The following is a 22,304-nucleotide window of genomic DNA, read 5'->3' as shown; positions in this document are numbered from 1 at the left end:
TGATGCAGCTATTTTTTTGGCAAAGAGCTGGAAAGATATGCAGCGTATATCTTTGTTCATGTTATACTTATATAGAAGAAAGACAAAAGGAGTGAGTGCTGATGAAACTCGTAGTAGCAGTTGTACAGGACCAAGACAGTAACCGATTATCCAACGCGTTGACGAAAAATGATTTCCGGGCTACCAAGCTTGCCAGTACAGGAGGGTTTTTGCGCTCAGGGAATACAACCTTTTTAATTGGTGTAGACGATGACTTGGTACCGAAGTTGCTGGATTTGATTCGTGAAAACTGCCGGTCTCGTGAACAGATGGTAGCGCCTGTATCACCGATGGGTGGAAATGCTGACTCGTATATTCCTTATCCTGTAGAAGTTGAAGTGGGCGGAGCGACTATTTTCGTCTTGCCGATTGAACAATTCCATCATTTTTAAATAAAGGTGCGCTGTTAAGTCTCGTAAATAAATGACAAGGCTGCCTGGCAGCCAGTACCATAAAAGAAAACCCGTGCTCCAACCGGAACACGGGATTTTTTACAAAGTCTGAAGGTGAAGTTTGTGCAAAAAACAATTGATGAATTTTTGGAAATGCAGCCAGTGGTGATGAAGCGGCTCCAAGGTGCTTATTCAAAAGACCGGTTAGCGCACGCTTATCTGTTTGAAGGTCCGGCTGGTTCTGGCAAAACGGAAATTACGCATTTTTTCGTCAAGCTGCTGCTGTGTGAATCGCCTGTGGAAAATGTTCCATGTGAAACATGTCGAAGTTGTCAGCTCTATAATTCCGGCAACCACACCAACGTTCTTTTCATCGAACCGGATGGCCAAAACATAAAAATTGACCAAATCCGAGAGTTAATCTTCAAATTGAATAAAACCGGTTTGAATACAGGCCGTAAAATATACGTGATTGAACAGGCAGACCGCATGAACAATTCTTCTGCCAATGCTTTGCTGAAGTTTTTGGAAGAGCCTGAGTTTAATGTGACAGCCATTCTATTGACTGAGAGGCTCAATGCATTGATGAGCACAATCCGTTCCAGATGCCAACTGGTTTCTTTTCGTCCGCTGTCGCGTCCCAAGCTTATGGAAAAACTGATAGCAGATGGAATGACTGGATCAATGGCTGCAACTGTCAGCATGCTGACGCAAAGCGAAGAAGAAGCCGTCTTGTTGGCTCAAGATGAACAATTTGCCCAGGCCAGAAAAACCGTGTTGAAACTGGTGGAAGTGGCTGGCAGCAATGTTCATGAGGCTCTTTTGATGCTTCAAGCAGAATGGCTGCCATTATTTAAAGAAAAAGAAGATGCCGAAAGAGGTCTGGACATGTTATTATTTGCATATCGGGACATTGCTTCGGTAAAAGCAGGTCTTGAAACTGCACGAACATATCCAGACATGGAAGAAACTTGGAAGCAGATGGCTCTCCAGCGTTCTTTTACGGTATTGTCGAAGCAGTTGCAGGCCGTTTTACAGGCCAAACAACAATTGCCGCGCAATATGAACCGGACGCTGTTGATGGAGCAGTTAATGCTGAATCTGCAGGAGGGGTAGCAATTGTATAATGTCATAGGTGTCCGCTTTAAGAAAGCGGGTAAAATATATTATTTTGATCCAGGTGCATTAGGGATTGAAAAAGACGATTACGTCATTGTGGAAACAGCACGAGGCGTAGAGTATGGAAAAGTGGTTGTACCAACGAAAACTGTTGGAGAAAACGATGTAGTTCTGCCTTTGAAACAAGTGGTAAGAGTGGCAACTGACCGCGATCGCCACCAGGTGGAAGAAAATCGTTTGGAAGCAAGCCGTGCCTTCGAACTGGGAACCGACAAAATTGAAGAGCATCGCTTGGATATGAAATTGGTAGATGTCGAATACACTTTCGACCGCAATAAAGTCATTTTTTACTTTACGGCGGAAGGCCGTGTGGATTTCCGGAACTTGGTGAAAGACTTGGCTTCCATTTTCCGTACACGCATCGAACTTCGCCAAATCGGCGTTCGGGATGAAGCGAAAATGCTTGGCGGTATCGGTCCTTGTGGGCGGATGCTTTGCTGTTCAACATTTTTAGGGGATTTTGAGCCGGTTTCCATCAAAATGGCGAAAGATCAAAACCTATCGCTGAACCCTTCGAAAATCTCTGGTTTATGCGGCCGTTTAATGTGCTGCTTAAAATACGAGAATGACGAGTATGAAACAGCGAAAAAAGAAATGCCGGATGTCGGTACACGAGTAACAACACCGGATGGCGAAGGCCGTGTTGTAGGCATGAATATTTTAGAGCGGGTGTTGAAAATCCGATTGACTGAGCAGGAACAGACACTTGAATACACATTAGATGAGATAATGGGCCAAGGAACGAGAGCGTGAGGTGGTTTTAGGTGAAGGAAAAGAATTTTTTGGACACGGTAATGGAGTTTGAACAGCAACTCCAATCCATGCAAGAACAATTCAGCGAATTAAAAGCAGTGGTAGCTCGGACGATGGAAGAACATCATGCGCTGCAATTGGAGAATCATCATTTGCGCGCGCGGTTGGATGAGTTTCATCAAGCAGTGCCGGAAGTAGCTGCTGTAGATCCGGTGAAATTGAAAAAAGCTGTTATGGATATTGGTGAAGGCTATGATAACTTAGCCCGCTTGTATCATGAAGGCTACCATGTCTGCAATGTACATTTCGGCAGTTCCCGAAAAGGCGACGATTGCCTGTTCTGTTTATCGTTCCTGAATAAACAGAACTGAACATAAAGGCAGAAGAAAGCTGTCTGTAAGATAATAAAGAGAAAGGCTTCCGACACTTCGTGTGGCGGCAGCCTTTTGTTATGCTAGGAGTTGAAAAGATGTTAGTGGATGATGAAAGATTGGATTATTTATTGGCGGAAGACCTGCGGATCATTCAAAGTCCGTCGGTGTTTTCCTTTTCTTTGGATGCGGTATTATTGGCACGTTTTGCGTATGTTCCATTGAAGCGTGGCACCATTGTAGATCTGTGCACAGGGAATGGAGCGATTCCGTTGTTTCTGAGTGCCCGTACAGAATCACGGATCATTGGCGTAGAATTGCAGGAACGGCTTGCGCATATGGCACGCCGCAGCGTGGAATACAACGGCTTGGAGCAGCAAATTGAAATTGTTGAAGGCGACGTCAAAAATATGCCGGCGCAGCTTGGGTTTGAAAAATACGATGTAGTCACCTGCAACCCGCCTTATTTTCCAGCACATGAAATGAGCGATAAAAATATCAGTGAACACATGGCTATTGCGCGGCATGAGCTGCACTTAACTTTGGATGAGGCGGTATTGTCGGCGAGCCAATTGTTGAAGCAAGGGGGTAAAGCGGCATTTGTCCATCGTTCAGGCCGTCTGATCGATTTGATTGCGTCAATGCGTGCGAATCGCTTAGAACCGAAACGGATCCGCCTTGTATATCCGAAAGCGGGCAAGGAAGCCAATACTTTGTTGATTGAAGGCATTAAAGACGGCAAACCAGATTTAAAGATCTTGCCTCCTTTGATTGTCTATGGAGACGACGGCGAGTATACCGAAGAAGTGCGGGAATTGTTATATGGCAGCCAGTGATCATTATTTTTATGTGCTGGAATGTGCCGACGGGTCGTTTTATGCTGGCTATACCAACAACCTTGAAAAGCGGCTGGCGGCGCATAACGCTGGAAAAGGTGCGAAATACACACGCGCCAAAGGGCCGTCCAAGCTGATCCATCACGAATGCTACGACACGAAACCGGCAGCAATGAAAGCGGAATATGCCTTCAAGCAGTTAACGAAGGCACAGAAAATCCATTATATTGCTGAAGGAAAGGAGAACGGCAAATGAAATCCCAAAAAAGTTTCCAGCATCAACAACCCACCTTGTATTTGGTGGCCACTCCGATCGGCAACCTGGAAGATATGACGATCCGTGCATTGCGTATTTTAAAAGAAGTGGACATCATTGCAGCGGAAGATACGCGCAACACGAAAAACCTCTGTAATTATTTTGACATCCAGACCAAATTAGTCAGCTACCACGAACATAACCAGGAAAGCGGAGGCTTCAAAATCCTCTCGTACCTGGAAGAAGGCAAATCAGTAGCTTTGGTCAGCGATGCTGGCATGCCGTGTATTTCCGATCCAGGAGAAGACATCGTTAAACGGGCGGTTGCCGAAGGCTTTCCTGTTGTGCCGATTCCTGGAGCCAATGCAGCCCTCAGTGCACTGATTGCTTCAGGGATTTCGCCACAGCCTTTTTTGTTCTACGGATTCTTATCGCGCAATAAAAAAGAGCGGCAAGCAGAGTTGGAAGTATTGAGCCAAAAAGAAGAAACCCTGATCTTTTACGAAGCACCTCACCGTCTGAAAGAAAGCTTGAAGAGCATGCAAAAAACGGTCGGTAACGAACGGAAAATCACTTTGGCACGCGAAGTGACAAAGAAATTCGAAGAGTTTCTGAGAGGCACTATTGAAGAAGCGGTAATCTGGGCTGAAGAAAATGAAATCCGCGGAGAATTTTGTTTGGTGTTGGAAGGCAATGCAGATCCAGAGCCTTTGGAGAACGTAAAGTGGTGGGAAAGTTTATCCATCGAAGAACACGTGGACCAGCTGATGGAAACCAAAAACCTGACATCCAAAGAGGCCATTAAAGAAGCGGCCATTGAACGCCAATTGTCGAAACGGGAAGTTTACCAGGCTTATCATACCTAGAAAAGCGGAAGCAGCCGTTTAGCTCCGACAAGCGCTGGAAGCCTAACCGGGAATGGCGTTCTTTGCCATTTCTAGTTAGGCTGAAGCGACTCGAGGGGCTGGTTGCTGAAGCTGGACAAAGAAAAGCGGAAGCAGCCGTTTAGCCCCTGCACTGGAGCTTAGTGCTAGAAAACGGCAGCGTATTTTGCAAGCATCAAAAAAACCAGGATGCACTAGCTTCCTGGTTTTTTTTATCTTACTTCTTTAAGTTGTTTTGGATCTCTTTTACCAGCATTTCTGCGCCTTCAGTGCTTAAGATCAATTTGCCGCCAACCAATTGCATGTTGTCGTCTGATACTTCGCCTGTAACTGCACAAGTCATGTTTGGTAAATACTTTTTCAAGATAATTTTGTCATCATCTACGTAAATTTCCAAAGCGTCTTTCTCTGCGATTCCCAAAGTACGACGCAATTCGATTGGAATAACTACACGCCCTAATTCGTCAACTTTCCGAACGATACCTGTTGATTTCATAATAATAGTCCTCCTTTTATTTTATCGGGTGTATTCGTCAAAATTCGACATTTACCACTTCCTGTCATAAATCATACCAACTACTGGCAATTAGGTCAATAAAAAACTATCGAATTTATAATGAAATTTTATAAGATGTATCATATTTTTGATATTCATGAGTTTTGAAGTCATAATTTTGACATAGTTGTATAGGAAGCCCTAAAAAAACGACGCAGCATTAGCTGGAAAATGTCGAATTTCACTGGAAAATGGCTTTGTCGAATTGAAAGATTGTACAAAATAGGGGACTTCGTTAAAATAAGGATTATACTAAAAAACTGGAGGAATTTTTCGTGACTGCTAACAAAGACACCTTTTATTTAACTACACCGATTTATTACCCAAGCGGAAAATTCCACATTGGAACGGCTTATACGACAGTCGCTTCTGATGCGATGGTGCGCTATAAGCGTTTGCGTGGATTTGATGTCCGGTTTTTGACCGGAATGGATGAACACGGCCAAAAAATTGAAGAAAAAGCAAAAGAAGCTGGCAAAGAGCCACAGGAATTTGTAGATGACATGGCCGAGGCTGCTAAAAAAGTTTGGTCGACTATGGATATTACGTACGATGATTTCATCCGGACTACGGAGAACCGCCATAAAGAAGGCGTCGAGCGGATTTTCAAAACGTTCCTCGACAATGGCGATATTTATAAAGGCGAATATGAAGGCTGGTATTGTACACCTTGTGAATCGTTCTTCACGGAAAATCAATTGGATAACGGCAACTGCCCAGACTGCGGCCGCCCAGTCCATAAAGTAAAAGAGGAATCGTATTTCTTCAACATGAAAAAATACGCTGGCCGTCTTTTGGAATACTACGAAAATAACGTAGAGTTTATTGAGCCTGAATCACGCAAAAATGAAATGATCAATAATTTCATCAAACCGGGATTAGAGGATCTGTCGGTTTCACGGACTTCCTTTGATTGGGGAATTCCGGTTCCTGGAGACCCGAAACATGTCATTTATGTATGGGTTGACGCGCTGTCCAACTACATCACGTCTCTTGGCTACGGCTCAGAAGACGATAGCTTGTTCAATAAATACTGGCCGGCTGATGTCCATGTAGTCGGCAAAGACATCGTCCGTTTCCACACAATCTATTGGCCGATTTTCTTGATGGCTTTGGATCTGCCCTTGCCGAAGAAAGTTTTCGCCCATGGCTTTATCATGATGAAAGACGGCAAAATGTCGAAATCCAAAGGCAATGTCGTTTATCCGGAAATGCTTGTAGAACGTTATGGGTTGGATGCAACGCGTTATTTCCTATTGCGTGAATTGCCATTCGGTTCTGACGGCGTCTTTTCACCGGAGTCGTTTGTGGAACGCACCAATTTTGATTTGGCTAATGACTTGGGGAATTTATTGAACCGTACAGTCTCGATGATCAATAAATACTTTGATGGAGCCATACCTGAAATTAACGGACTGCAAACCGAATTCGACGGGCCACTTCAACGTGTAGCCGCGCAGACGGTAAAAGTCTATGAGCAACATATGGAAAGAATGCAATTCAGCATCGTCTTAAGTGAAGTGTGGGCATTGATTTCACGGACCAATAAATACATTGATGAAACACAGCCATGGGTATTGGCGAAAGATGAAGCTGCCAAAGAGCAATTGGCATCTGTTATGGCGCACTTGGCAGAAAGCCTTCGCATGACTGCGGTTATGTTGCAGCCATTCTTACCGAATGCACCGAAACAAATCATCGAGCAGCTTGGATTGACAGAAGAAGCTCTTGGCTGGGATACGCTTCAAAGCTTCGGCCAAATTCCTGGAGGCACTCAAGTCGTGTCAAAAGGAACGCCAATCTTCCCGCGCCTTGAGCTGGAACCGGAAGTAGCATATATCCGTGATCAAATGCGCGGTACTGAATCGCCTGCTGCAGAAGAACCGGCGGTCGTGGAAGTTCCGGACGTACCAGAAATTGCGATTGAGGATTTTGCGAAAGTGGATTTGCGTGTAGCGACAGTGACAGATTGTGAAGCTGTGCCGAAAACGTCCAAACTGCTGAAACTTCAGTTGGACATGGGCTACGAGCAGCGGCAAGTGGTGTCCGGTATTGCGGAACATTACAAACCAGCTGACCTGGTCGGCAAAAAAGTAGTCGTCGTAGCGAACTTGAAACCGGTGAAATTGCGTGGCGAACTCTCGCAAGGAATGATCCTGGCTGGTGAAAAAGACGGGTATCTGACTTTGGCATCGGTCGCTGAAAAGCTCCCGAACGGCTCGAAAATTAAATAAGATTACTGGAAAAGACCTGTTTTGACCCACTGTTATCAGTGGGTCTTTTTTTGTTTTTGTGGGTTTTAATGCCCAGTATTACAGAGAAAAAAGCGCTTTTGACATTGAACTAACATGTTTTGTTACCTAATTGTAATGTTGCTGTGAAGAAAGATACAGGTAGAACCATTAGAATAAAGCTTAATGTGAGGAGAATGATTGATGTTTATCGATACCCATGTACATTTAAATGCAGACCAATATGATGAGGACCTTGTACAAGTCATTGAGCGCGCAAGAGAAAATCACGTGGAGAAAATGGTAGTCATCGGCTTCGACCGAAAAACGATCGAACGGGCCATCGATTTGGCCGAAACTTATGAATTCATCTTCGCGGTAGTTGGTTGGCATCCAGTTGATGCAATCGATTGTACTGAAGAAGATCTGAAATGGATTGAAGAGCTTGCTGCTCATCCAAAAGTAGTGGGAATCGGGGAGACCGGATTGGATTACTACTGGGACAAATCACCAAAAGAAGTACAGCAGGAAATTTTCCGGAAGCAGATCCGGTTGGCGAAAAAAGTCAAATTGCCGATTATCATCCATAACCGGGAAGCTACAGAAGATGTGCTGACAATTCTTCGAGAAGAAAACGCAAAAGAAATCGGCGGTGTCATGCATTGCTTTAGTGGCAGTGTGGAGACGGCCCGTGAAAGTATAGAAATGAACTTCATGATTTCGCTTGGCGGACCCGTAACATTCAAAAATGCCAAAAAGCCGAAAGAAGTGGCCGAGTTGATTTCACTTGATCACTTGATGATTGAGACAGATGCTCCATATCTAGCTCCCCATCCCTACCGGGGAAAAAGAAACGAACCATCTTATGTGCCATTGGTTGCGGAAGAAATTGCGCGATTGAAAGGAATTTCAGTAGAAGAGGTCGCCAAAGCGACAACACAAAACGCAGAAAAGTTTTATAAGCTTTCTCAAATAAAGTGAAATTGAGAAATTCGTATTGATTGACACATTGGAAATGAGCCCATATAATCACTCAGGTGAAGAAGGAGGAGTTATTTTTGTCAAATGAAGCAAATAATACCAATTCATCAAAAATATTCAAAGGTAAATCATTGGCGGTCACAATCGCAACTGTATTGTTGTTCGCAGCGGTTTTAACTTTTGCTATATATGAAGGTACAAAAAATACTGTTACCGTAACAGCGAATGGTGAACAGGAAGAAGTAAGAACACATGCAGAAACAGTTGGAGCATTTTTGGAGGAACAGGAAATCGAAGCTGGAGAACATGATTTCTTAAGCCATTCAAAGGAAACGCCGATCAATGAAGATTTGGCACTCGAGTGGGATGCAGCAGAACAATATAACGTAACAGTTGATGGAAAAGCTACTTCTGCATGGACAACTGAAAATACAGTGTCCGAAATTTTAGCTAAAGCGGATGTTGAACTTACAAAACATGACAAGGTATCACCTGCTTTGGATGAACAAGTAGATGAAGAAACAACCATTTCAGTTGAAAAAGCCTATGAAGTTACTATTCAAGACGGTCTTAATGAAAAGAAAGTATGGTCTACTTCGACTACGGTCGCTGACTTTTTAAAACAACATAAAGTTTCTTTAGGCAAACTTGACCGAGTGGAAAAAGAAATGGACGAACTGGTTCTTCCAAATTCAAAAGTCAAAGTGGTTCGTGTTGAAAAGGTCACCGATGTAGTCGAAGATACTGTGAAATATGCAGTAGAGACAAAAAAAGACGATTCATTGCTTAAAGGCAACGAAAAAGTCGTTCAAAAAGGCGCAAATGGTGTAGTTAAAAAAACGTATGAAGTAATCAAAGAAAACGGTAAAGAAGTAAAACGTGATCTTAAAAACGAAAAAGTTGTAAAAGAACCAACCAAGCAAGTAACGGCAGTCGGTACGAAGACAGTTGTAGCCAGCGTCTCACGTGGGGCTCAAACAAAAGCGGCACCAGCAGCAAAAGCAACACCTGCAACACAGGCAGCTCCTGCACAAGAGAAAAAGCAGGAGAAAGCAGCAGTGAAAACGGCTTCTGTTGAAAAAGCAGCAACGCCAGCACCAGCAAAAGCTGAACCGGCAAAAGCCCAACCAGCTGAAGAGCCAGCAGGCGGTAAAGAATTCTACGTGTCAGCTACAGCTTATACAGCAAGCTGCACGGGATGCTCGGGCATTACAGCGACAGGCATCAACCTGCATGCCAATCCAGGCCTTAAAGTAATTGCAGTAGATCCTAGCGTTATTCCGCTAGGCTCTAAAGTATGGGTTGAAGGTTACGGCAACGCAATCGCAGGCGATACAGGCGGAGCAATCAAAGGCAATAAAATCGATTTGTTCATGGCCAATAAATCCGATGCATTGTCATTTGGGCGCAAACAAGTAAAAGTGAGAGTACTTAACTAATCTACAAACCATTCCACTACAGGCTTTCCTGGGATATTTCCCGGGAAAGCTTTTTACATGTCTACCCGCCAACGTGTAGAATAAAACAAGAAGCTTGAAAAGAGGAAAAGAATAAATGAAAATAAACGAAATTATAGTAGTTGAAGGAAAAGACGATACGGTAGCAATCAAACGAGCTGTCATTGCAGATACAATAGAAACAAATGGTTCGGCGATTTCAACAGAAACGCTGCAGCGCATTGCTCATGCCCAACAAAAGAGAGGGGTCATTGTTTTTACAGATCCTGATTATCCCGGGCGGCGGATCCGTGCTATTATTGAAGAACATGTGCCTCAGGCGAAACATGCATTTTTGGCGAAGGAAAAAACGATTGCTAAAAACGGCAAAGGTTTAGGGATCGAGCATGCTCGCGATGAAGACATCCGAGAAGCCTTGCAGGCCGTCTATACGCCGCTTCAGGAAGAGCGTCCTGTAGAGATTACAATGGAAGACTTGATCGATGCCGGACTTGTCGCCCATCCTAAAGCGAAGCAGCGCCGTATACAACTCGGCAACACTCTGCAAATCGGCTATACGAACGGTAAGCAGCTCCAAAAGCGGCTTCACATGTTCGGTATCTCGAAAGACCAGTTCATCAAAGCGGTACAAGCGTTAATTCAGGAGGAAAACCAATGACTAAAGATATTGCTACACCCATCCGGACACAGCAGATTATGGCAAAATACAATTTAAAAGTGAAGAAAAGTCTGGGGCAGAACTTTCTGATCGACCCCAATATTTTACGTAAAATCGTTGGACAGGCGAAACTGACAAAACAGTCTGCTGCCATTGAAATCGGTCCGGGTATTGGTGCTTTGACGGAGCACTTGGCAAGAGAAGCAGGGAAAGTACTGGCTTTTGAAATCGATCAGCGTCTGCTGCCGGTTCTTGACGACACACTCTCTCCTTACGACAATATTTCTATCGTTCATGCCGATATTCTAAAAACGGATGTACAGGCAGCCATCGACAACGAATTGGCAGGGTATGACGACATTGTCGTTGTAGCCAATCTGCCTTATTACGTTACGACACCCATCATCTTAAAACTATTGCTGGAAAAGCTGCCGATCCGAGGCATGGTCGTTATGCTTCAAAAAGAGGTGGCTGAGCGCATTACAGCCAAACCTGGAACAAAGGCATACGGATCTCTTTCTATCGCTATCCAGTACTATACACAGGCTGAAATGGCGTTGACTGTTCCCAAATCTGTTTTCCTGCCGCAGCCGAATGTAGATTCCGCTGTCATCCGCATGACTAAACGGGAAGTGCCGGAAGTGGAAGTGATTGATGAAGACTTCTTCTTTAGCGTAACGAGAGGGTCGTTTGTTCAACGAAGAAAAACTATTTTAAACAACCTTCAAGTTGCGATGCCGCTTGGCAAAGAAAAGAAAGAACTGATTTTAAAAGCGTTGGAAGAAGCGGAAATCGATCCGGCACGGCGCGGAGAGACCTTGACCATTAAAGAATTTGGCTTATTGGCCGACAAATTATACGCTTATTTCCACTAATATCGGCATTCTGTTACAATATCGGCACAACTTATTTCGGGATAAAGATATTTCGAATAAAAAAATATTGACATAAACGGATAGACGCTGATAAAATTAGGAATTTGCTTGACTATTTCAATAAATTATGGTAGAATTTTGTCTATAGTGAGGTGTAGACAAAATGCCCAAAACTTTGGCGGATATTAAAAAATCGTTGGATCTGCATTTAGGAAAACGATTGCTTTTAAAGGCAAACGGAGGTCGCAAGAAAACGGTCGAACGTGCTGGAATCCTGCGCGAAACATATCACTCTGTGTTTGTGATTGAGCTTGATCAAGAAGAGCATGCATTTGAACGCGTGTCTTACAGCTACGCAGACATCTTAACTGAAGCGGTAGAAATTACTGTGTACGAAGGAACAGAAGATGCACTTGTCGTGAAATAATTGAACTACATTTTATAAGATTCTTCAAAACTTGCTACTGCTTAATCAAGCGGAAGGCGAGTTTTTTTGTTTCTGCCAGCACTTTGCTTTCCATTGCCTCGCGGTATGTTAAAATAGTCTTCATCAGAATATAAAGGAGGCAGTGAGATGCTCTACGTGAAAGCACCTGCCAAGATTAACCTAACACTTGATGTTTTACATAAACGTCCGGATAATTACCATGAAATTGAAATGATCATGACAACTGTGGATTTATCGGACCGCATTGGATTGATGGGAACAGCAAAAGGGATACATATTCAGTCTGCAGACCGTTTTGTGCCGAACGACTCCCGCAACCTGGCCTACCAGGCGGCACAATTGATTAAAGATACGTTCAATATAAAGACCGGCGTCATTATTTCCCTGGATAAGAAAATCCCGGTAGCAGCAGGATTAGCCGGCGGCAGCAGTGACGCAGCTGCCACATTAAAAGGCCTGAACAAACTTTGGCAATTGAACCTGTCGCTTGATGAGCTGGCGGAACTGGGTGCCAAAATTGGATCGGATGTTTCTTTCTGCGTTTATGGCGGTACCGCATTAGCCAGAGGCCGTGGTGAGATCATCCAGGAATTGCCGACTCCGCCGAATTGCTGGGTTATCTTGGCAAAACCGACAATTGGCGTTTCTACAGCTGATGTCTATGGTGCATTTGATGTCCAATCTGCACAGCATCCAGATACAGAAGGGATGATTCGGGCACTCAATGAAGGCGATTATGAAGCGATGTGTGCTAATTTAGGAAATGCGTTGGAAAGTGTTACGTTGAAATTGTATCCGGAAGTGGAACAGATAAAAGAACAGATGAAAAAATTTGGAGCAGATGCTGTCTTGATGAGCGGCAGCGGACCTACAGTTTTTGGCCTGGTCCATCAAGAAGCGCGCATTCCGCGGATTTATAATGGCTTACGGGGCTTTTGTTCGGAAGTATATGCAGTACGCTTGATCGGCGAACGGGAGCTGCTTGCTTAAATACGTACATTTATGGTAAGTTTTCTATAAATCATTCGTGTTTAGGAGAGGGTAGTTTTGAAGTGGAAGCGCAGTGAACGGCTTGTTGATATGACACAATTTTTATTGGAACACCCGCATAAATTGATTCCGCTGACGTATTTTTCGGATCTGTACCAATCCGCTAAGTCTTCCATCAGTGAAGATTTGGGCATTGTCAAAGAAACATTCGAAGAAAAAGGAACGGGTTTATTGATGACGGTTCCGGGGGCAGCGGGCGGTGTTAAGTATATTCCCAGGTTGCAGGCTACAGACATCAAAGCCGTTATGGCAGACTTGATGGAAGAGTTGAGCCATTCCGACAGATTGTTGCCGGGCGGCTATTTATACATGACGGATGTACTGGGCAACCCGGAAATGATGAACCGTGTCGGAAAAGTATTTGCGACGGCATTTGCTGATGCCAAAATTGATGTCATAATGACGGTAGCTACAAAGGGCATTCCGATTGCCCATGCGATTGCCCGCCATTTGAATGTGCCGGTAGTCATTGTCCGAAGAGACAGCAAAGTGACGGAAGGCTCTACAGTCAGCATCAATTATGTATCAGGATCTTCCCGCCGCATACAGACCATGGTGTTATCCAAACGCAGCATGAAGAGCGGCCAACGTGTACTCATCACCGATGACTTCATGAAAGTCGGCGGAACGATGAACGGCATGAAGAATCTGCTGGAAGAGTTCGAATGCACGTTAGCGGGTGTTGCAGTCCTTGTAGAGGCGGAGCATTCGGATGAGCGGCTGGTTGAAAAATACCTGTCTCTTGTTAAATTGCATGAAGTCAGTGAAAAAGAACGCACCATTGCATTAGAAGAAGGAAACTACTTTGAAAATGGAGGAATTTAATATGAATTACGTAGCGACAGACAAAGCGGCAGCAGCGATTGGCCCTTACTCACAAGGCGTGGTTTCAGGAGGAATTCTATACAGTTCAGGTCAAATTCCACTAACGGCATCCGGCGAATTGGTTGAGGGTACAATTGCTGACCAAACGCATCAGGTATTTTCAAACCTGAAAGCGGTTCTTGCGGAAGCGGGCTCTTCTCTTGGTGAAGTAATCAAAACAACTGTCTTCATTAAAGACATGAACGATTTTGCAGAAATGAATGAAATTTATGCAGCGTATTTCGGAGACCATAAACCGGCGCGTTCAACTGTCGAAGTGGCGCGTTTGCCAAAAGACGTAAAAGTGGAAATCGAAGTTATTGCAAAAGTGAACAGCTAAATAGCTTTTTTGGTTAAAGGATACAGGCAAACCCATCAACCATGGGCTTGCCTGTATTTTTTTGCCGATGAACTCAGCCGTCTTTTCGTTTTTTTGTTCCATTGAGCAAATTTTCTAATAAGTTTTGTAAATTATGAAGGAGATTAGTCCTTTATGGCGAATACCCATAATTAGGAATGAAAAATAGCAGCTGAGATAAGGGGTGATGAAGAGAATGGAAGTAACAGATGTGAGATTACGACGTGTACAAACCGATGGCCGAATGAGAGCAATCGCTTCTATCACGCTAGACAACGAATTCGTCATCCATGACATTCGAGTGATTGATGGAAATGACGGCTTGTTTGTCGCAATGCCGAGCAAAAGAACTCCGGATGGAGAATTTCGGGATATTGCACACCCGATCAACTCGAGCGCGCGTACCAAGCTTCAAGAAGCTGTCTTAACTGCATATGAGCAAAGTGAAAACGAAGCGGTATTGGAAAATGCCAGCGTTTAATAGAGCTGAATCAAAGGGCCTTCTTTCATAATAAGGGCTCTTTTTTTGTTTGACTTTTTTTGTCATGGTATTGTCATGCTCTGAAACCTTGAAAAATCAAGGTTTTTCCGCTATAGTCAATAAGGAAAAGCGAATTTTTTAATTGACATAGCCAGCTGAAAACTGGATCTATCAAGCAATAGAAGAAATGACTGGATAGGATTGTGAAAAAGGAATTCTATCGGATTAAAAGGAGGGGTAAGGAATGGCAAATACATATGCAGTAATTTTAGCGGCTGGCCAAGGCACACGAATGAAGTCGAAACTGTATAAAGTGCTTCATCCGGTTTGCGGCATGCCGATGGTCGAGCATGTAACAGGAAATGTCGAACAGCTCGGCGTTGAAAAAATTGTCACGGTTGTCGGACATGGCGCTGAAAAAGTGCAGCAGCAACTGGGCGATAAAAGTGAATATGCCTTACAGGCGGAACAATTGGGTACGGCACACGCCGTACAACAGACAGCTTCATTGATTGAAGGACTGGAAGGAACGACATTGGTTGTTTGTGGCGATACGCCCTTGATCCGTCCGGAAACAATGCAGGCTTTGCTTGACCAACATGCGGAAACGCAGGCGAAAGCAACAATTTTGACGGCGATTGCCGAGAATCCGACTGGATACGGACGCATTCTTCGCAACAGTGCAGGCATTGTTGAAAAGATTGTCGAGCAGAAAGATGCATCCCCAGAAGAGCAGCAAGTAAAAGAAATCAATACGGGCACTTATTGCTTTGACAATAAAGCATTATTTGAAGCATTGAAATTGGTTTCCAACGATAACGTTCAAGGTGAATATTATTTGCCTGACGTAATTGAGATCCTTCAAAAACAAGGTGAAATCGTTGCGGCTTATGCGACAGACAGCTTTGATGAAACATTGGGTGTAAATGACCGTGTAGCATTGAGTCAGGCTGAAGGCATCATGCGCAAACGGATTGCTGAAAAGCACATGAGAGCCGGAGTGTCCATTATCGATCCTGCGACTGCTTACATCAGTGCACAAGCTGAAATTGGAGCAGACACCATTATCCATCCGAATGTCACGATTGACGGCAATTCGAAAATTGGAGAAGACTGCATCATTTCTTCCAATACCCATATTGTCAACAGTGTCATCGGCGACCGTACAGCAATCCGCAGTTCTGAAATCCATGACAGCAGCATCGGCACGGATACAGCTGTAGGACCATTTGCACACATTCGTCCACAGACTGTTTTGGGCAATGACGTGAAAATCGGCAATTTTGTCGAGGTCAAAAAATCAGAAGTCGGAAACGACAGCAAAGTTTCCCACTTGAGCTATATTGGCGATGCTCAAGTTGGCACTGGCGTGAATATCGGCTGTGGAACCATCACAGTGAATTACGACGGGAAAAATAAGTTTCAGACCGTTATTGAAGATGATACCTTTATCGGCTGCAACTCGAATCTGATTGCACCGGTCACTGTAGGCAAAGGATCTTATGTAGCTGCAGGCTCAACCATTTCCAAAGATGTACCTGAGGATTCATTGGCGATTGCTCGCGCGCGCCAGGAAAATAAAGAAGGCTATGCAAACAAACTGAACGGTAAAAAATAGGAGGGTTCACACCTAATGGGCTATCAAAATGCAAACTCAAAATTGAAAATCTTTTCATTGAATTCGAACCAGGAGCTGGCTGAAGAAATTTCTGAACACGCAGGCATTCCGCTTGGGAAAAGTTCAGTTACACATTTCAGCGATGGGGAAATCCAGATTAATATCGAAGAAAGTATTCGCGGTTACGATGTATTTATCGTGCAATCGACATCTCAGCCTGTCAATGAGAACTTGATGGAACTGCTGATCATGATCGATGCCGTCAAACGTGCTTCTGCCCGTACGGTCAATGTTGTAATTCCATACTACGGCTACGCACGCCAGGATCGTAAAGCCCGTTCACGTGAACCGATTACAGCGAAATTGGTAGCAAACTTATTGGAAACTGCTGGAGCTACACGCGTTATTGTTTTGGACCTCCATGCTCCTCAAATTCAAGGATTCTTTGATATTTTGATTGACCATTTGGTGGCTGTCCCATTGCTGTCTGATTACTTCCTTAACGAGAGCGGCATTGATTTGGAAAATGTCATCATCGTTTCGCCGGATCACGGCGGGGTAACACGCGCACGCAAAATGGCAGACCGTCTGAAAGCACCAATTGCAATCATTGATAAACGACGCCCACGTCCGAATGTTGCGGAAGTCATGAACATCGTCGGTAATGTAGAAGGCAAAACGGCCATCATCATCGATGACATCATTGACACGGCCGGTACGATCTCAATTGCTGCCAGCGCGTTAATTGAAAGTGGAGCGAAAGAAGTTTATGCGTGCTGTACACATCCAGTACTTTCTGGACCTGCCGTACAACGCATCAATGATTCAGTTATCAAAGAATTGATCATCACCAACTCGATTGCATTGCCTGAAGAAAAGAAATCTCCTAAAATCAAACAGTTGTCCGTAGCACGTCTATTGGCTGAAACAATCGTCCGTGTACACGAACAAAAATCAGTCAGCACTCTTTTTGATTGATCATCAACAATTTCTTTCTATGCTCCATGTTTCATAAATACAAAGAACGGGTATATACATATTATGTACCTATCGTGATTATGTACTTTTAATATAACTGGAGGCTGAAAGTAATGACTGTAAAAATGACCGCACAAAAAAGAGAAAGCAGCAATAAGAATTCTGCTTTGACCGAACTTCGTTCGAAAGGAAATGTACCGGGCGTCGTCTACGGTTTCCAAACCGAAACAACACCTGTAACTGTTTCTGAAATTGACTTAATTAAAACTTTGCGTGAATCTGGACGTAATGGCGTAATCAACCTGGAAATCGACGGCAAGACTATAAATGTTGTCTTGAGCGATTATCAAATGGACGCCCTAAAAGGAAGCTTTAAGCATGTCGACTTTTTGGCAATCAATATGTCCGATGAGCTTGAAGTGGCAGTAGCTGTTCACTTGACTGGCGAATCTGTAGGCGAAAAAGAAGGCGGCTTTATCACACAACCGAACCGTGAAGTAAATGTTCGTGTGAAACCTTCTGATATTCCGGATGCTGTGGAAGTGGATACCACTGAACTGGCGATTGGCGAAACAATCACAGTGGGCGATATCCGTGGAACTGTATCTTACGAAATCTTGGACGAAGATGACTTTATCCTTGTTTCTGTAACAGCTCCTCGTACTCAAGAAGAATTGGACGAGCTTGAAACTGTATCTGACGAAGATGCAGAACCAGAAGTGGTTGGCAGCGAAGATTCTGAAGAAAACAAAGAAGCGTAAATACGAACAAGAAATAAGGGGCTGTCGAGAGACAGTCCCTATTTTTTTGTTTCAAGATTGGTTATGGTAAAATAGAAGGCAGTGAAAAAGCAAAGGAAGATGGGTATGAAACTGATTATTGGCCTGGGAAATCCAGGTAAAGCATATGAAGATACACGCCATAACATTGGCTTTAAAGTTATTGACTATTTGGCTGCTCAATGGAACGCACCATTGACGCAATCCAAATTCAAGGGCATGTATTCCGTGACCCATAGGCCTGAGGGCAAAGTGATACTCTTGAAGCCATTGACTTATATGAATTTGTCCGGGGAAAGCGTCAGTGCGTTAATGGAATATTACGATGTCGCTCTAAAAGACATCATTGTCATTTACGATGATCTTGATTTGCCGACCGGGCAGTTGCGTTTGCGCCAAAAAGGCAGCGCTGGTGGACATAATGGCATCAAATCATTGATTCAGCATTTAGGCAGCCAAGAATTCAACCGGTTGCGCATTGGCATCAGCCGTCCGCCTGCAGGTATGAAAGTGCCGGATTATGTGCTGCAGCGATTCTCGAAAGAGGAAAGGCCGGAAGTGGATGACGCTATTAAGAAAAGCGCGGCAGCCTGTGAGACATGGTTGTCAAAACCGTATGTAGAAGTAATGAATCAATTTAATGGAGCATAACCGCTTTGACGCATTGGGCGTTCAGAGCTTTTTTCTGTTTCTTATATGTTTTGGAAGGAGGAAGTTGAATGAACCACATTTTACAAACCTTTTCGGAGGATACCCATACACAGAAATTTATAGCTGATTTGAAAAAAGGGCAGGACCATCAACTGATTTCGGGTTTATCGGGCAGTGCACGGCCGATTTTCTACCAAACCATCTGGTCTGAAACGGAAAACCCGTTATTGATTGTGACGCCAAATTTATTGCATGCGCAGCGCGTATACGATGATTTGGTGCGTTTGATCGGGGAAGAGCAGGTTCACCTTTACCCAGCGGAAGAGTTGATTGCCGCAGAAGTGTCTTTCTCGGGTCCTGAACTACGGGCCCACCGAATTGATACGCTGGATCACATGAAGAGCATAGGCAAAGGCGTGTACATCACACCGGTTGCGGGAATGCGTAAGCTCTTGCCAACGAAAGAACAATGGGATTACGCTACACTTCGGATTTCAGAAGGTGAAGAACTGGATACAGACGAATGGTTGTTGAAATTAGTGGCGATGGGCTATTCCCGTACGCCAATGGTGACCACCCCTGGTGAATTCGCACTCCGAGGCGGAATCTTGGATATTTATCCGCTTAACCTGGAACATCCGGTGCGTATTGAATTATTCGATACAGAAGTGGATTCATTGCGGCTATTTTCAGCTGAAGACCAACGTTCTCTCGAAAAAGTCCAGTCACTGTGCATTTTGCCAGCCAGCGAATTGGTGCTGTCGAAAGACCAACGCATCGCCCTGGCAGGGAAACTGGAAGCAAAACTGGCAACAAGCTTGAAGAAGATAAAAGCTGACGATACGAAAACATTGATGCTTCAGCATGTCCAACATGACATTGATTTATTGAAGCAAGGTGAAACTCCCGAGCAGTTAGCCAAATATGCTTCGTTGATTGATACCCAAACGGCCTTTCTAGGTGATTATTTCCCGGGAAATGGACTGGTCTTTTTTGATGAACTGGGTCGGATTCAGGAAATGACAGATACGCTGGAACGTGAAGAAGGCGATTGGATCGTTTCGTTGCTGGAAGAAGGCAAGTTTCTTCATGACGTTTCGTTAACGTATACATTCCGCGAAATCATGTCGAAGCTTCAACAGCAAGTAACGTTCCTGTCTTTATTCGTACGGACATTTCCTATGGTTTCGGTTAAGAAGTCGATTGCCTTTTCCTGTAAGCCGATGCAATCCTTCCATGGCCAAATGCATTTGCTGAAAGCAGAAATGGAGCGTTGGACTTTAGGGAAGTTCCAGATCTTTATCGTGGCGCAGGGAGACGATCGCCTGCAGAAAGTACGAGACGTTTTGGCAGATTACGATATGGAAGCTGAAATTGCCTTACCTTCAACAGAAATCCAAGGCGGCAAAATCTATTTGGTCGATGGTGAATTGTCGACCGGATTTGAAATGCCGCTGCAGCGCTTGACCGTTATTACCGATTCGGAATTGTTCAAGCAGCAACCGAAAAAGAAAACACGCGCGCAAAAGCTGACGAATGCGGAACGCATCAAGAGTTATTCTGAAATCAAACCGGGCGATTACATCGTTCACATCCATCACGGCATTGGCCGTTTTGTAGGCATCGAAACGCTGGAAAGCGGAGGAGTCCACAAAGATTACCTTCATATTGTCTATAAAGCGGACGACAAATTATTTGTGCCGGTCGATAAAATCGATTTGATTCAAAAATACATCGCGTCTGAAGAAAAAGAACCGAAACTGCATAAAATGGGCGGCGCCGAATGGAAGAAGACCCGGACGAAAGTGTCTGCAGCCGTACAGGATATTGCGGATGACCTGATCAAACTTTACGCAGAACGGGAAGCGTTAAGAGGGTTTGCATTTTCTGAAGAGCAGGATATGCAGCGCCAATTCGAAGCGGAATTCCCCTACGAGGAAACCGTCGATCAATTGCGTTCCATAAATGAAGTAAAACGTGACATGGAAAACGAACGGCCTATGGACCGCCTGATTTGCGGGGATGTGGGCTACGGAAAAACTGAAGTGGCCATCCGCGCGGCTTTCAAAGCGGTATTGGACGGCAAACAAGTGGCGTTCCTGGTGCCCACAACGATATTGGCCCAACAGCATTTTGAAACAATGAGTGAACGATTCAAAGATTATCCGATCACCGTTGGTTTGATGAGCCGTTTCCGCTCCAAAAAACAACAGACCGAAACCGTTAAAGGCTTGAAGAATGGCTCGGTGGATGTTGTTGTTGGTACGCACCGGATTTTGTCGAAGGATATGCAGTATAAAGACTTAGGATTATTGATCATTGATGAAGAGCAGCGATTTGGCGTCACCCATAAGGAAAAGATCAAACAAATGAAGACCAATGTGGACGTCCTGACGCTGACTGCAACGCCGATTCCACGGACGCTTCATATGTCGATGATCGGTGTGCGCGACTTATCAGTTATTGAAACGCCGCCGGCCAACCGGTTCCCTGTGCAAAGCTACGTCATGGAGCATAACGGCGCTCTTGTGCGCGAAGCCATCGAACGTGAAATGGCACGCGGCGGACAAGTATTTTATTTGTACAACCGTGTAGATGATATGACGCGGAAAGTAGAAGAAATTCAACAACTGGTTCCGGAGGCCCGCGTCGGTTATGCCCATGGGCAAATGAGTGAGACCGAACTGGAATCCGTCATTCTCGGATTCCTGGACGGCGATTATGATGTCCTGGTGACGACCACTATTATCGAAACCGGTATTGATATTCCAAACGTCAATACGCTGATCGTCTACAATGCCGACCGCATGGGCTTGTCGCAGCTCTACCAATTGCGCGGACGTGTCGGGCGTTCGAGCCGTGTGGCCTACGCTTACTTTATGTACCAGCGCGACAAAGTGCTGACGGATGTGGCGGAAAAACGCTTAATGGCAATCAAGGAATTCACAGAGCTCGGCTCCGGTTTCAAAATCGCTATGCGTGATTTAACAATCCGTGGAGCGGGAAATCTGCTCGGTTCGCAGCAGCATGGCTTTATTGATTCTGTCGGCTTTGACCTGTACTCACAGATGCTGCAGGAAGCCATTGAGGAACGCCAGTCAGGAGTCAAAAAAGAAGTGGTGCCGGAAATTGAAATTGCGTTGGACATCGATGCTTATATTCCGGATTCCTATATCAGCGATGGCTACCAGAAGATTCAGATGTACAAACGTGTCAAAGGCATAGAGACGGAAGAAGAAATGATCGAGCTGCAGGATGAATTGATCGACCGTTTCGGCGATATGCCGAATGAAACCGACCGCTTGCTGCGCATTGCCCGCATGAAAGTATGGGCGCGCCAAGTAGGAGTGGAATCGATCAAGCAACATGGCAAAGTCGTAACCATCCGTTTGACTGAAAAAGGCACAGCCAGCATCAATGGCGGCAAAGTGGTGGAGGAATCTGCCGCCTATGGCCGCGCAGTCGGGTTCAGCATGGCGGGCCAGCAGCTGGTCATGTCTATTGATGAAAATAAAACCAAGAAACTGCATCCGTTCGATGTATTGGAAGGCATGATCAAACTATTGCCGGAATCGCTCCGTGAAGAGAAGCCGGTTAGTTAAGTTAAAG

The 22,304-nt window shown here is 44.6% G+C and carries 23 protein-coding genes; 22 read left to right on the top strand and 1 reads right to left on the bottom strand.

From position 1 onward, the window contains the following. Window positions 1-101 precede the first annotated feature (101 nt). The 7 genes from QMA04_RS17645 to rsmI all read left to right on the top strand — a co-directional run bounded on the left by QMA04_RS17645 (window position 102) and on the right by rsmI (window position 4,692). Window positions 102-431, top strand: coding sequence for a cyclic-di-AMP receptor (locus tag QMA04_RS17645; protein WP_290187224.1), 330 nt, complete (start codon window positions 102-104; stop codon window positions 429-431). Between the two features lie 123 nt (window positions 432-554). Then, the gene (holB, locus tag QMA04_RS17640) at window positions 555-1,547 is read left to right on the top strand and encodes a DNA polymerase III subunit delta' (RefSeq protein WP_203341414.1); all 993 of its coding nucleotides are present in this window, start codon (window positions 555-557) and stop codon (window positions 1,545-1,547) included. Window positions 1,548-1,550: 3 nt separating this feature from the next. Further along, window positions 1,551-2,363, top strand: coding sequence for a PSP1 domain-containing protein (locus QMA04_RS17635; RefSeq protein ID WP_191716903.1), 813 nt, complete (start codon window positions 1,551-1,553; stop codon window positions 2,361-2,363). Window positions 2,364-2,374: 11 nt separating this feature from the next. Next, window positions 2,375-2,734, top strand: coding sequence for a DNA replication initiation control protein YabA (gene yabA / locus QMA04_RS17630; protein WP_191716904.1), 360 nt, complete (start codon window positions 2,375-2,377; stop codon window positions 2,732-2,734). Between the two features lie 98 nt (window positions 2,735-2,832). Further along, window positions 2,833-3,570, top strand: coding sequence for a tRNA1(Val) (adenine(37)-N6)-methyltransferase (locus QMA04_RS17625; protein WP_290187223.1), 738 nt, complete (start codon window positions 2,833-2,835; stop codon window positions 3,568-3,570). Next, window positions 3,557-3,826 carry a GIY-YIG nuclease family protein gene (locus QMA04_RS17620; protein WP_203341416.1) on the top strand — a complete coding sequence of 90 codons (270 nt, stop codon included), beginning with the start codon at window positions 3,557-3,559 and terminating at the stop codon, window positions 3,824-3,826. The genes QMA04_RS17625 and QMA04_RS17620 overlap by 14 nt, the downstream gene beginning before the upstream one ends. Next, the gene (rsmI, locus tag QMA04_RS17615; RefSeq protein ID WP_290187222.1) at window positions 3,823-4,692 is read left to right on the top strand and encodes a 16S rRNA (cytidine(1402)-2'-O)-methyltransferase; all 870 of its coding nucleotides are present in this window, start codon (window positions 3,823-3,825) and stop codon (window positions 4,690-4,692) included. Before QMA04_RS17620 ends, rsmI begins: the two co-directional genes overlap by 4 nt. A 235-nt stretch (window positions 4,693-4,927) precedes the next feature. Here rsmI and QMA04_RS17610 read toward each other — a convergent pair whose 3' ends face one another. Further along, complete coding sequence (locus tag QMA04_RS17610; RefSeq protein ID WP_006830747.1) at window positions 4,928-5,206, bottom strand: transition state genes transcriptional regulator AbrB; 279 nt, start codon at window positions 5,204-5,206, stop codon at window positions 4,928-4,930. A 335-nt stretch (window positions 5,207-5,541) separates the two neighbouring features. Here QMA04_RS17610 and metG point away from each other — a divergent pair, with 335 nt between their 5' ends. From metG to mfd, 15 genes are all read left to right on the top strand, one after another. After that, window positions 5,542-7,500, top strand: a complete 1,959-nt coding sequence (gene metG, locus QMA04_RS17605) for a methionine--tRNA ligase (protein ID WP_191716908.1) — start codon at window positions 5,542-5,544, stop codon at window positions 7,498-7,500. A 201-nt stretch (window positions 7,501-7,701) separates the two neighbouring features. Continuing rightward, window positions 7,702-8,478 carry a TatD family hydrolase gene (locus QMA04_RS17600; RefSeq protein WP_191716909.1) on the top strand — a complete coding sequence of 259 codons (777 nt, stop codon included), beginning with the start codon at window positions 7,702-7,704 and terminating at the stop codon, window positions 8,476-8,478. Window positions 8,479-8,555: 77 nt separating this feature from the next. Further along, window positions 8,556-9,917: a resuscitation-promoting factor gene (locus tag QMA04_RS17595; RefSeq protein WP_290187221.1), complete on the top strand. Its 1,362-nt coding sequence runs from the start codon at window positions 8,556-8,558 to the stop codon at window positions 9,915-9,917. A gap of 115 nt (window positions 9,918-10,032) precedes the next feature. Continuing rightward, window positions 10,033-10,593, top strand: coding sequence for a ribonuclease M5 (gene rnmV / locus QMA04_RS17590; protein WP_290187220.1), 561 nt, complete (start codon window positions 10,033-10,035; stop codon window positions 10,591-10,593). Then, window positions 10,590-11,468, top strand: coding sequence for a 16S rRNA (adenine(1518)-N(6)/adenine(1519)-N(6))-dimethyltransferase RsmA (gene rsmA / locus QMA04_RS17585; RefSeq protein WP_203341420.1), 879 nt, complete (start codon window positions 10,590-10,592; stop codon window positions 11,466-11,468). Before rnmV ends, rsmA begins: the two co-directional genes overlap by 4 nt. A 163-nt stretch (window positions 11,469-11,631) precedes the next feature. Next, the gene (gene veg / locus QMA04_RS17580) at window positions 11,632-11,895 is read left to right on the top strand and encodes a biofilm formation stimulator Veg (RefSeq protein WP_006830753.1); all 264 of its coding nucleotides are present in this window, start codon (window positions 11,632-11,634) and stop codon (window positions 11,893-11,895) included. A gap of 147 nt (window positions 11,896-12,042) precedes the next feature. After that, on the top strand, window positions 12,043-12,906 hold the full coding sequence (gene ispE, locus QMA04_RS17575) for a 4-(cytidine 5'-diphospho)-2-C-methyl-D-erythritol kinase (RefSeq protein WP_191716913.1): 864 nt from the start codon (window positions 12,043-12,045) through the stop codon (window positions 12,904-12,906). A 57-nt stretch (window positions 12,907-12,963) separates the two neighbouring features. After that, window positions 12,964-13,791 carry a pur operon repressor gene (gene purR, locus QMA04_RS17570; RefSeq protein ID WP_290187219.1) on the top strand — a complete coding sequence of 276 codons (828 nt, stop codon included), beginning with the start codon at window positions 12,964-12,966 and terminating at the stop codon, window positions 13,789-13,791. Between the two features lies 1 nt (window position 13,792). Next, window positions 13,793-14,170 (top strand): RidA family protein, encoded by a 378-nt coding sequence (locus tag QMA04_RS17565; protein ID WP_290187218.1) that lies wholly within the window; start codon window positions 13,793-13,795, stop codon window positions 14,168-14,170. A 214-nt stretch (window positions 14,171-14,384) separates the two neighbouring features. Next, window positions 14,385-14,669 carry a septation regulator SpoVG gene (gene spoVG, locus QMA04_RS17560; protein WP_191716916.1) on the top strand — a complete coding sequence of 95 codons (285 nt, stop codon included), beginning with the start codon at window positions 14,385-14,387 and terminating at the stop codon, window positions 14,667-14,669. A 244-nt stretch (window positions 14,670-14,913) separates the two neighbouring features. Next, complete coding sequence (gene glmU / locus QMA04_RS17555) at window positions 14,914-16,287, top strand: bifunctional UDP-N-acetylglucosamine diphosphorylase/glucosamine-1-phosphate N-acetyltransferase GlmU (RefSeq protein ID WP_290187217.1); 1,374 nt, start codon at window positions 14,914-14,916, stop codon at window positions 16,285-16,287. 15 nt (window positions 16,288-16,302) lie between these two features. Further along, window positions 16,303-17,265 carry a ribose-phosphate diphosphokinase gene (locus tag QMA04_RS17550; protein WP_006830759.1) on the top strand — a complete coding sequence of 321 codons (963 nt, stop codon included), beginning with the start codon at window positions 16,303-16,305 and terminating at the stop codon, window positions 17,263-17,265. 113 nt (window positions 17,266-17,378) lie between these two features. Further along, window positions 17,379-18,026, top strand: coding sequence for a 50S ribosomal protein L25/general stress protein Ctc (locus QMA04_RS17545; protein ID WP_191716918.1), 648 nt, complete (start codon window positions 17,379-17,381; stop codon window positions 18,024-18,026). 105 nt (window positions 18,027-18,131) lie between these two features. Then, window positions 18,132-18,695 (top strand): aminoacyl-tRNA hydrolase, encoded by a 564-nt coding sequence (gene pth / locus QMA04_RS17540; protein ID WP_191716919.1) that lies wholly within the window; start codon window positions 18,132-18,134, stop codon window positions 18,693-18,695. A gap of 68 nt (window positions 18,696-18,763) precedes the next feature. Further along, window positions 18,764-22,297: a transcription-repair coupling factor gene (mfd, locus tag QMA04_RS17535; RefSeq protein WP_290187216.1), complete on the top strand. Its 3,534-nt coding sequence runs from the start codon at window positions 18,764-18,766 to the stop codon at window positions 22,295-22,297. The last annotated feature ends 7 nt before the right edge of the window (window positions 22,298-22,304 follow it).

This window comes from Planococcus sp. APC 3900 (assembly GCF_030407735.1).
GTDB classification, from domain to species: Bacteria; Bacillota; Bacilli; order Bacillales_A; family Planococcaceae; genus Planococcus; species Planococcus notacanthi.
Note: the sequence above shows the minus strand (reverse complement) of the source record. Positions and strands in the feature narration are given on the sequence as shown.

Coding starts and splice junctions, on each gene's coding strand:
- QMA04_RS17645 (WP_290187224.1), top strand. CDS start 102: ATGAAACTCGTAGTAGCAGTTGTACAGGACCAAGACAGTAACCGATTA.
- QMA04_RS17625 (WP_290187223.1), top strand. CDS start 2,833: ATGTTAGTGGATGATGAAAGATTGGATTATTTATTGGCGGAAGACCTG.
- QMA04_RS17620 (WP_203341416.1), top strand. CDS start 3,557: ATGGCAGCCAGTGATCATTATTTTTATGTGCTGGAATGTGCCGACGGG.
- rsmI (WP_290187222.1), top strand. CDS start 3,823: ATGAAATCCCAAAAAAGTTTCCAGCATCAACAACCCACCTTGTATTTG.
- QMA04_RS17610 (WP_006830747.1), bottom strand. CDS start 5,206: ATGAAATCAACAGGTATCGTTCGGAAAGTTGACGAATTAGGGCGTGTA.
- QMA04_RS17600 (WP_191716909.1), top strand. CDS start 7,702: ATGTTTATCGATACCCATGTACATTTAAATGCAGACCAATATGATGAG.
- rnmV (WP_290187220.1), top strand. CDS start 10,033: ATGAAAATAAACGAAATTATAGTAGTTGAAGGAAAAGACGATACGGTA.
- rsmA (WP_203341420.1), top strand. CDS start 10,590: ATGACTAAAGATATTGCTACACCCATCCGGACACAGCAGATTATGGCA.
- veg (WP_006830753.1), top strand. CDS start 11,632: ATGCCCAAAACTTTGGCGGATATTAAAAAATCGTTGGATCTGCATTTA.
- ispE (WP_191716913.1), top strand. CDS start 12,043: ATGCTCTACGTGAAAGCACCTGCCAAGATTAACCTAACACTTGATGTT.
- QMA04_RS17565 (WP_290187218.1), top strand. CDS start 13,793: ATGAATTACGTAGCGACAGACAAAGCGGCAGCAGCGATTGGCCCTTAC.
- spoVG (WP_191716916.1), top strand. CDS start 14,385: ATGGAAGTAACAGATGTGAGATTACGACGTGTACAAACCGATGGCCGA.
- glmU (WP_290187217.1), top strand. CDS start 14,914: ATGGCAAATACATATGCAGTAATTTTAGCGGCTGGCCAAGGCACACGA.
- QMA04_RS17550 (WP_006830759.1), top strand. CDS start 16,303: ATGGGCTATCAAAATGCAAACTCAAAATTGAAAATCTTTTCATTGAAT.
- QMA04_RS17545 (WP_191716918.1), top strand. CDS start 17,379: ATGACTGTAAAAATGACCGCACAAAAAAGAGAAAGCAGCAATAAGAAT.
- pth (WP_191716919.1), top strand. CDS start 18,132: ATGAAACTGATTATTGGCCTGGGAAATCCAGGTAAAGCATATGAAGAT.
- mfd (WP_290187216.1), top strand. CDS start 18,764: ATGAACCACATTTTACAAACCTTTTCGGAGGATACCCATACACAGAAA.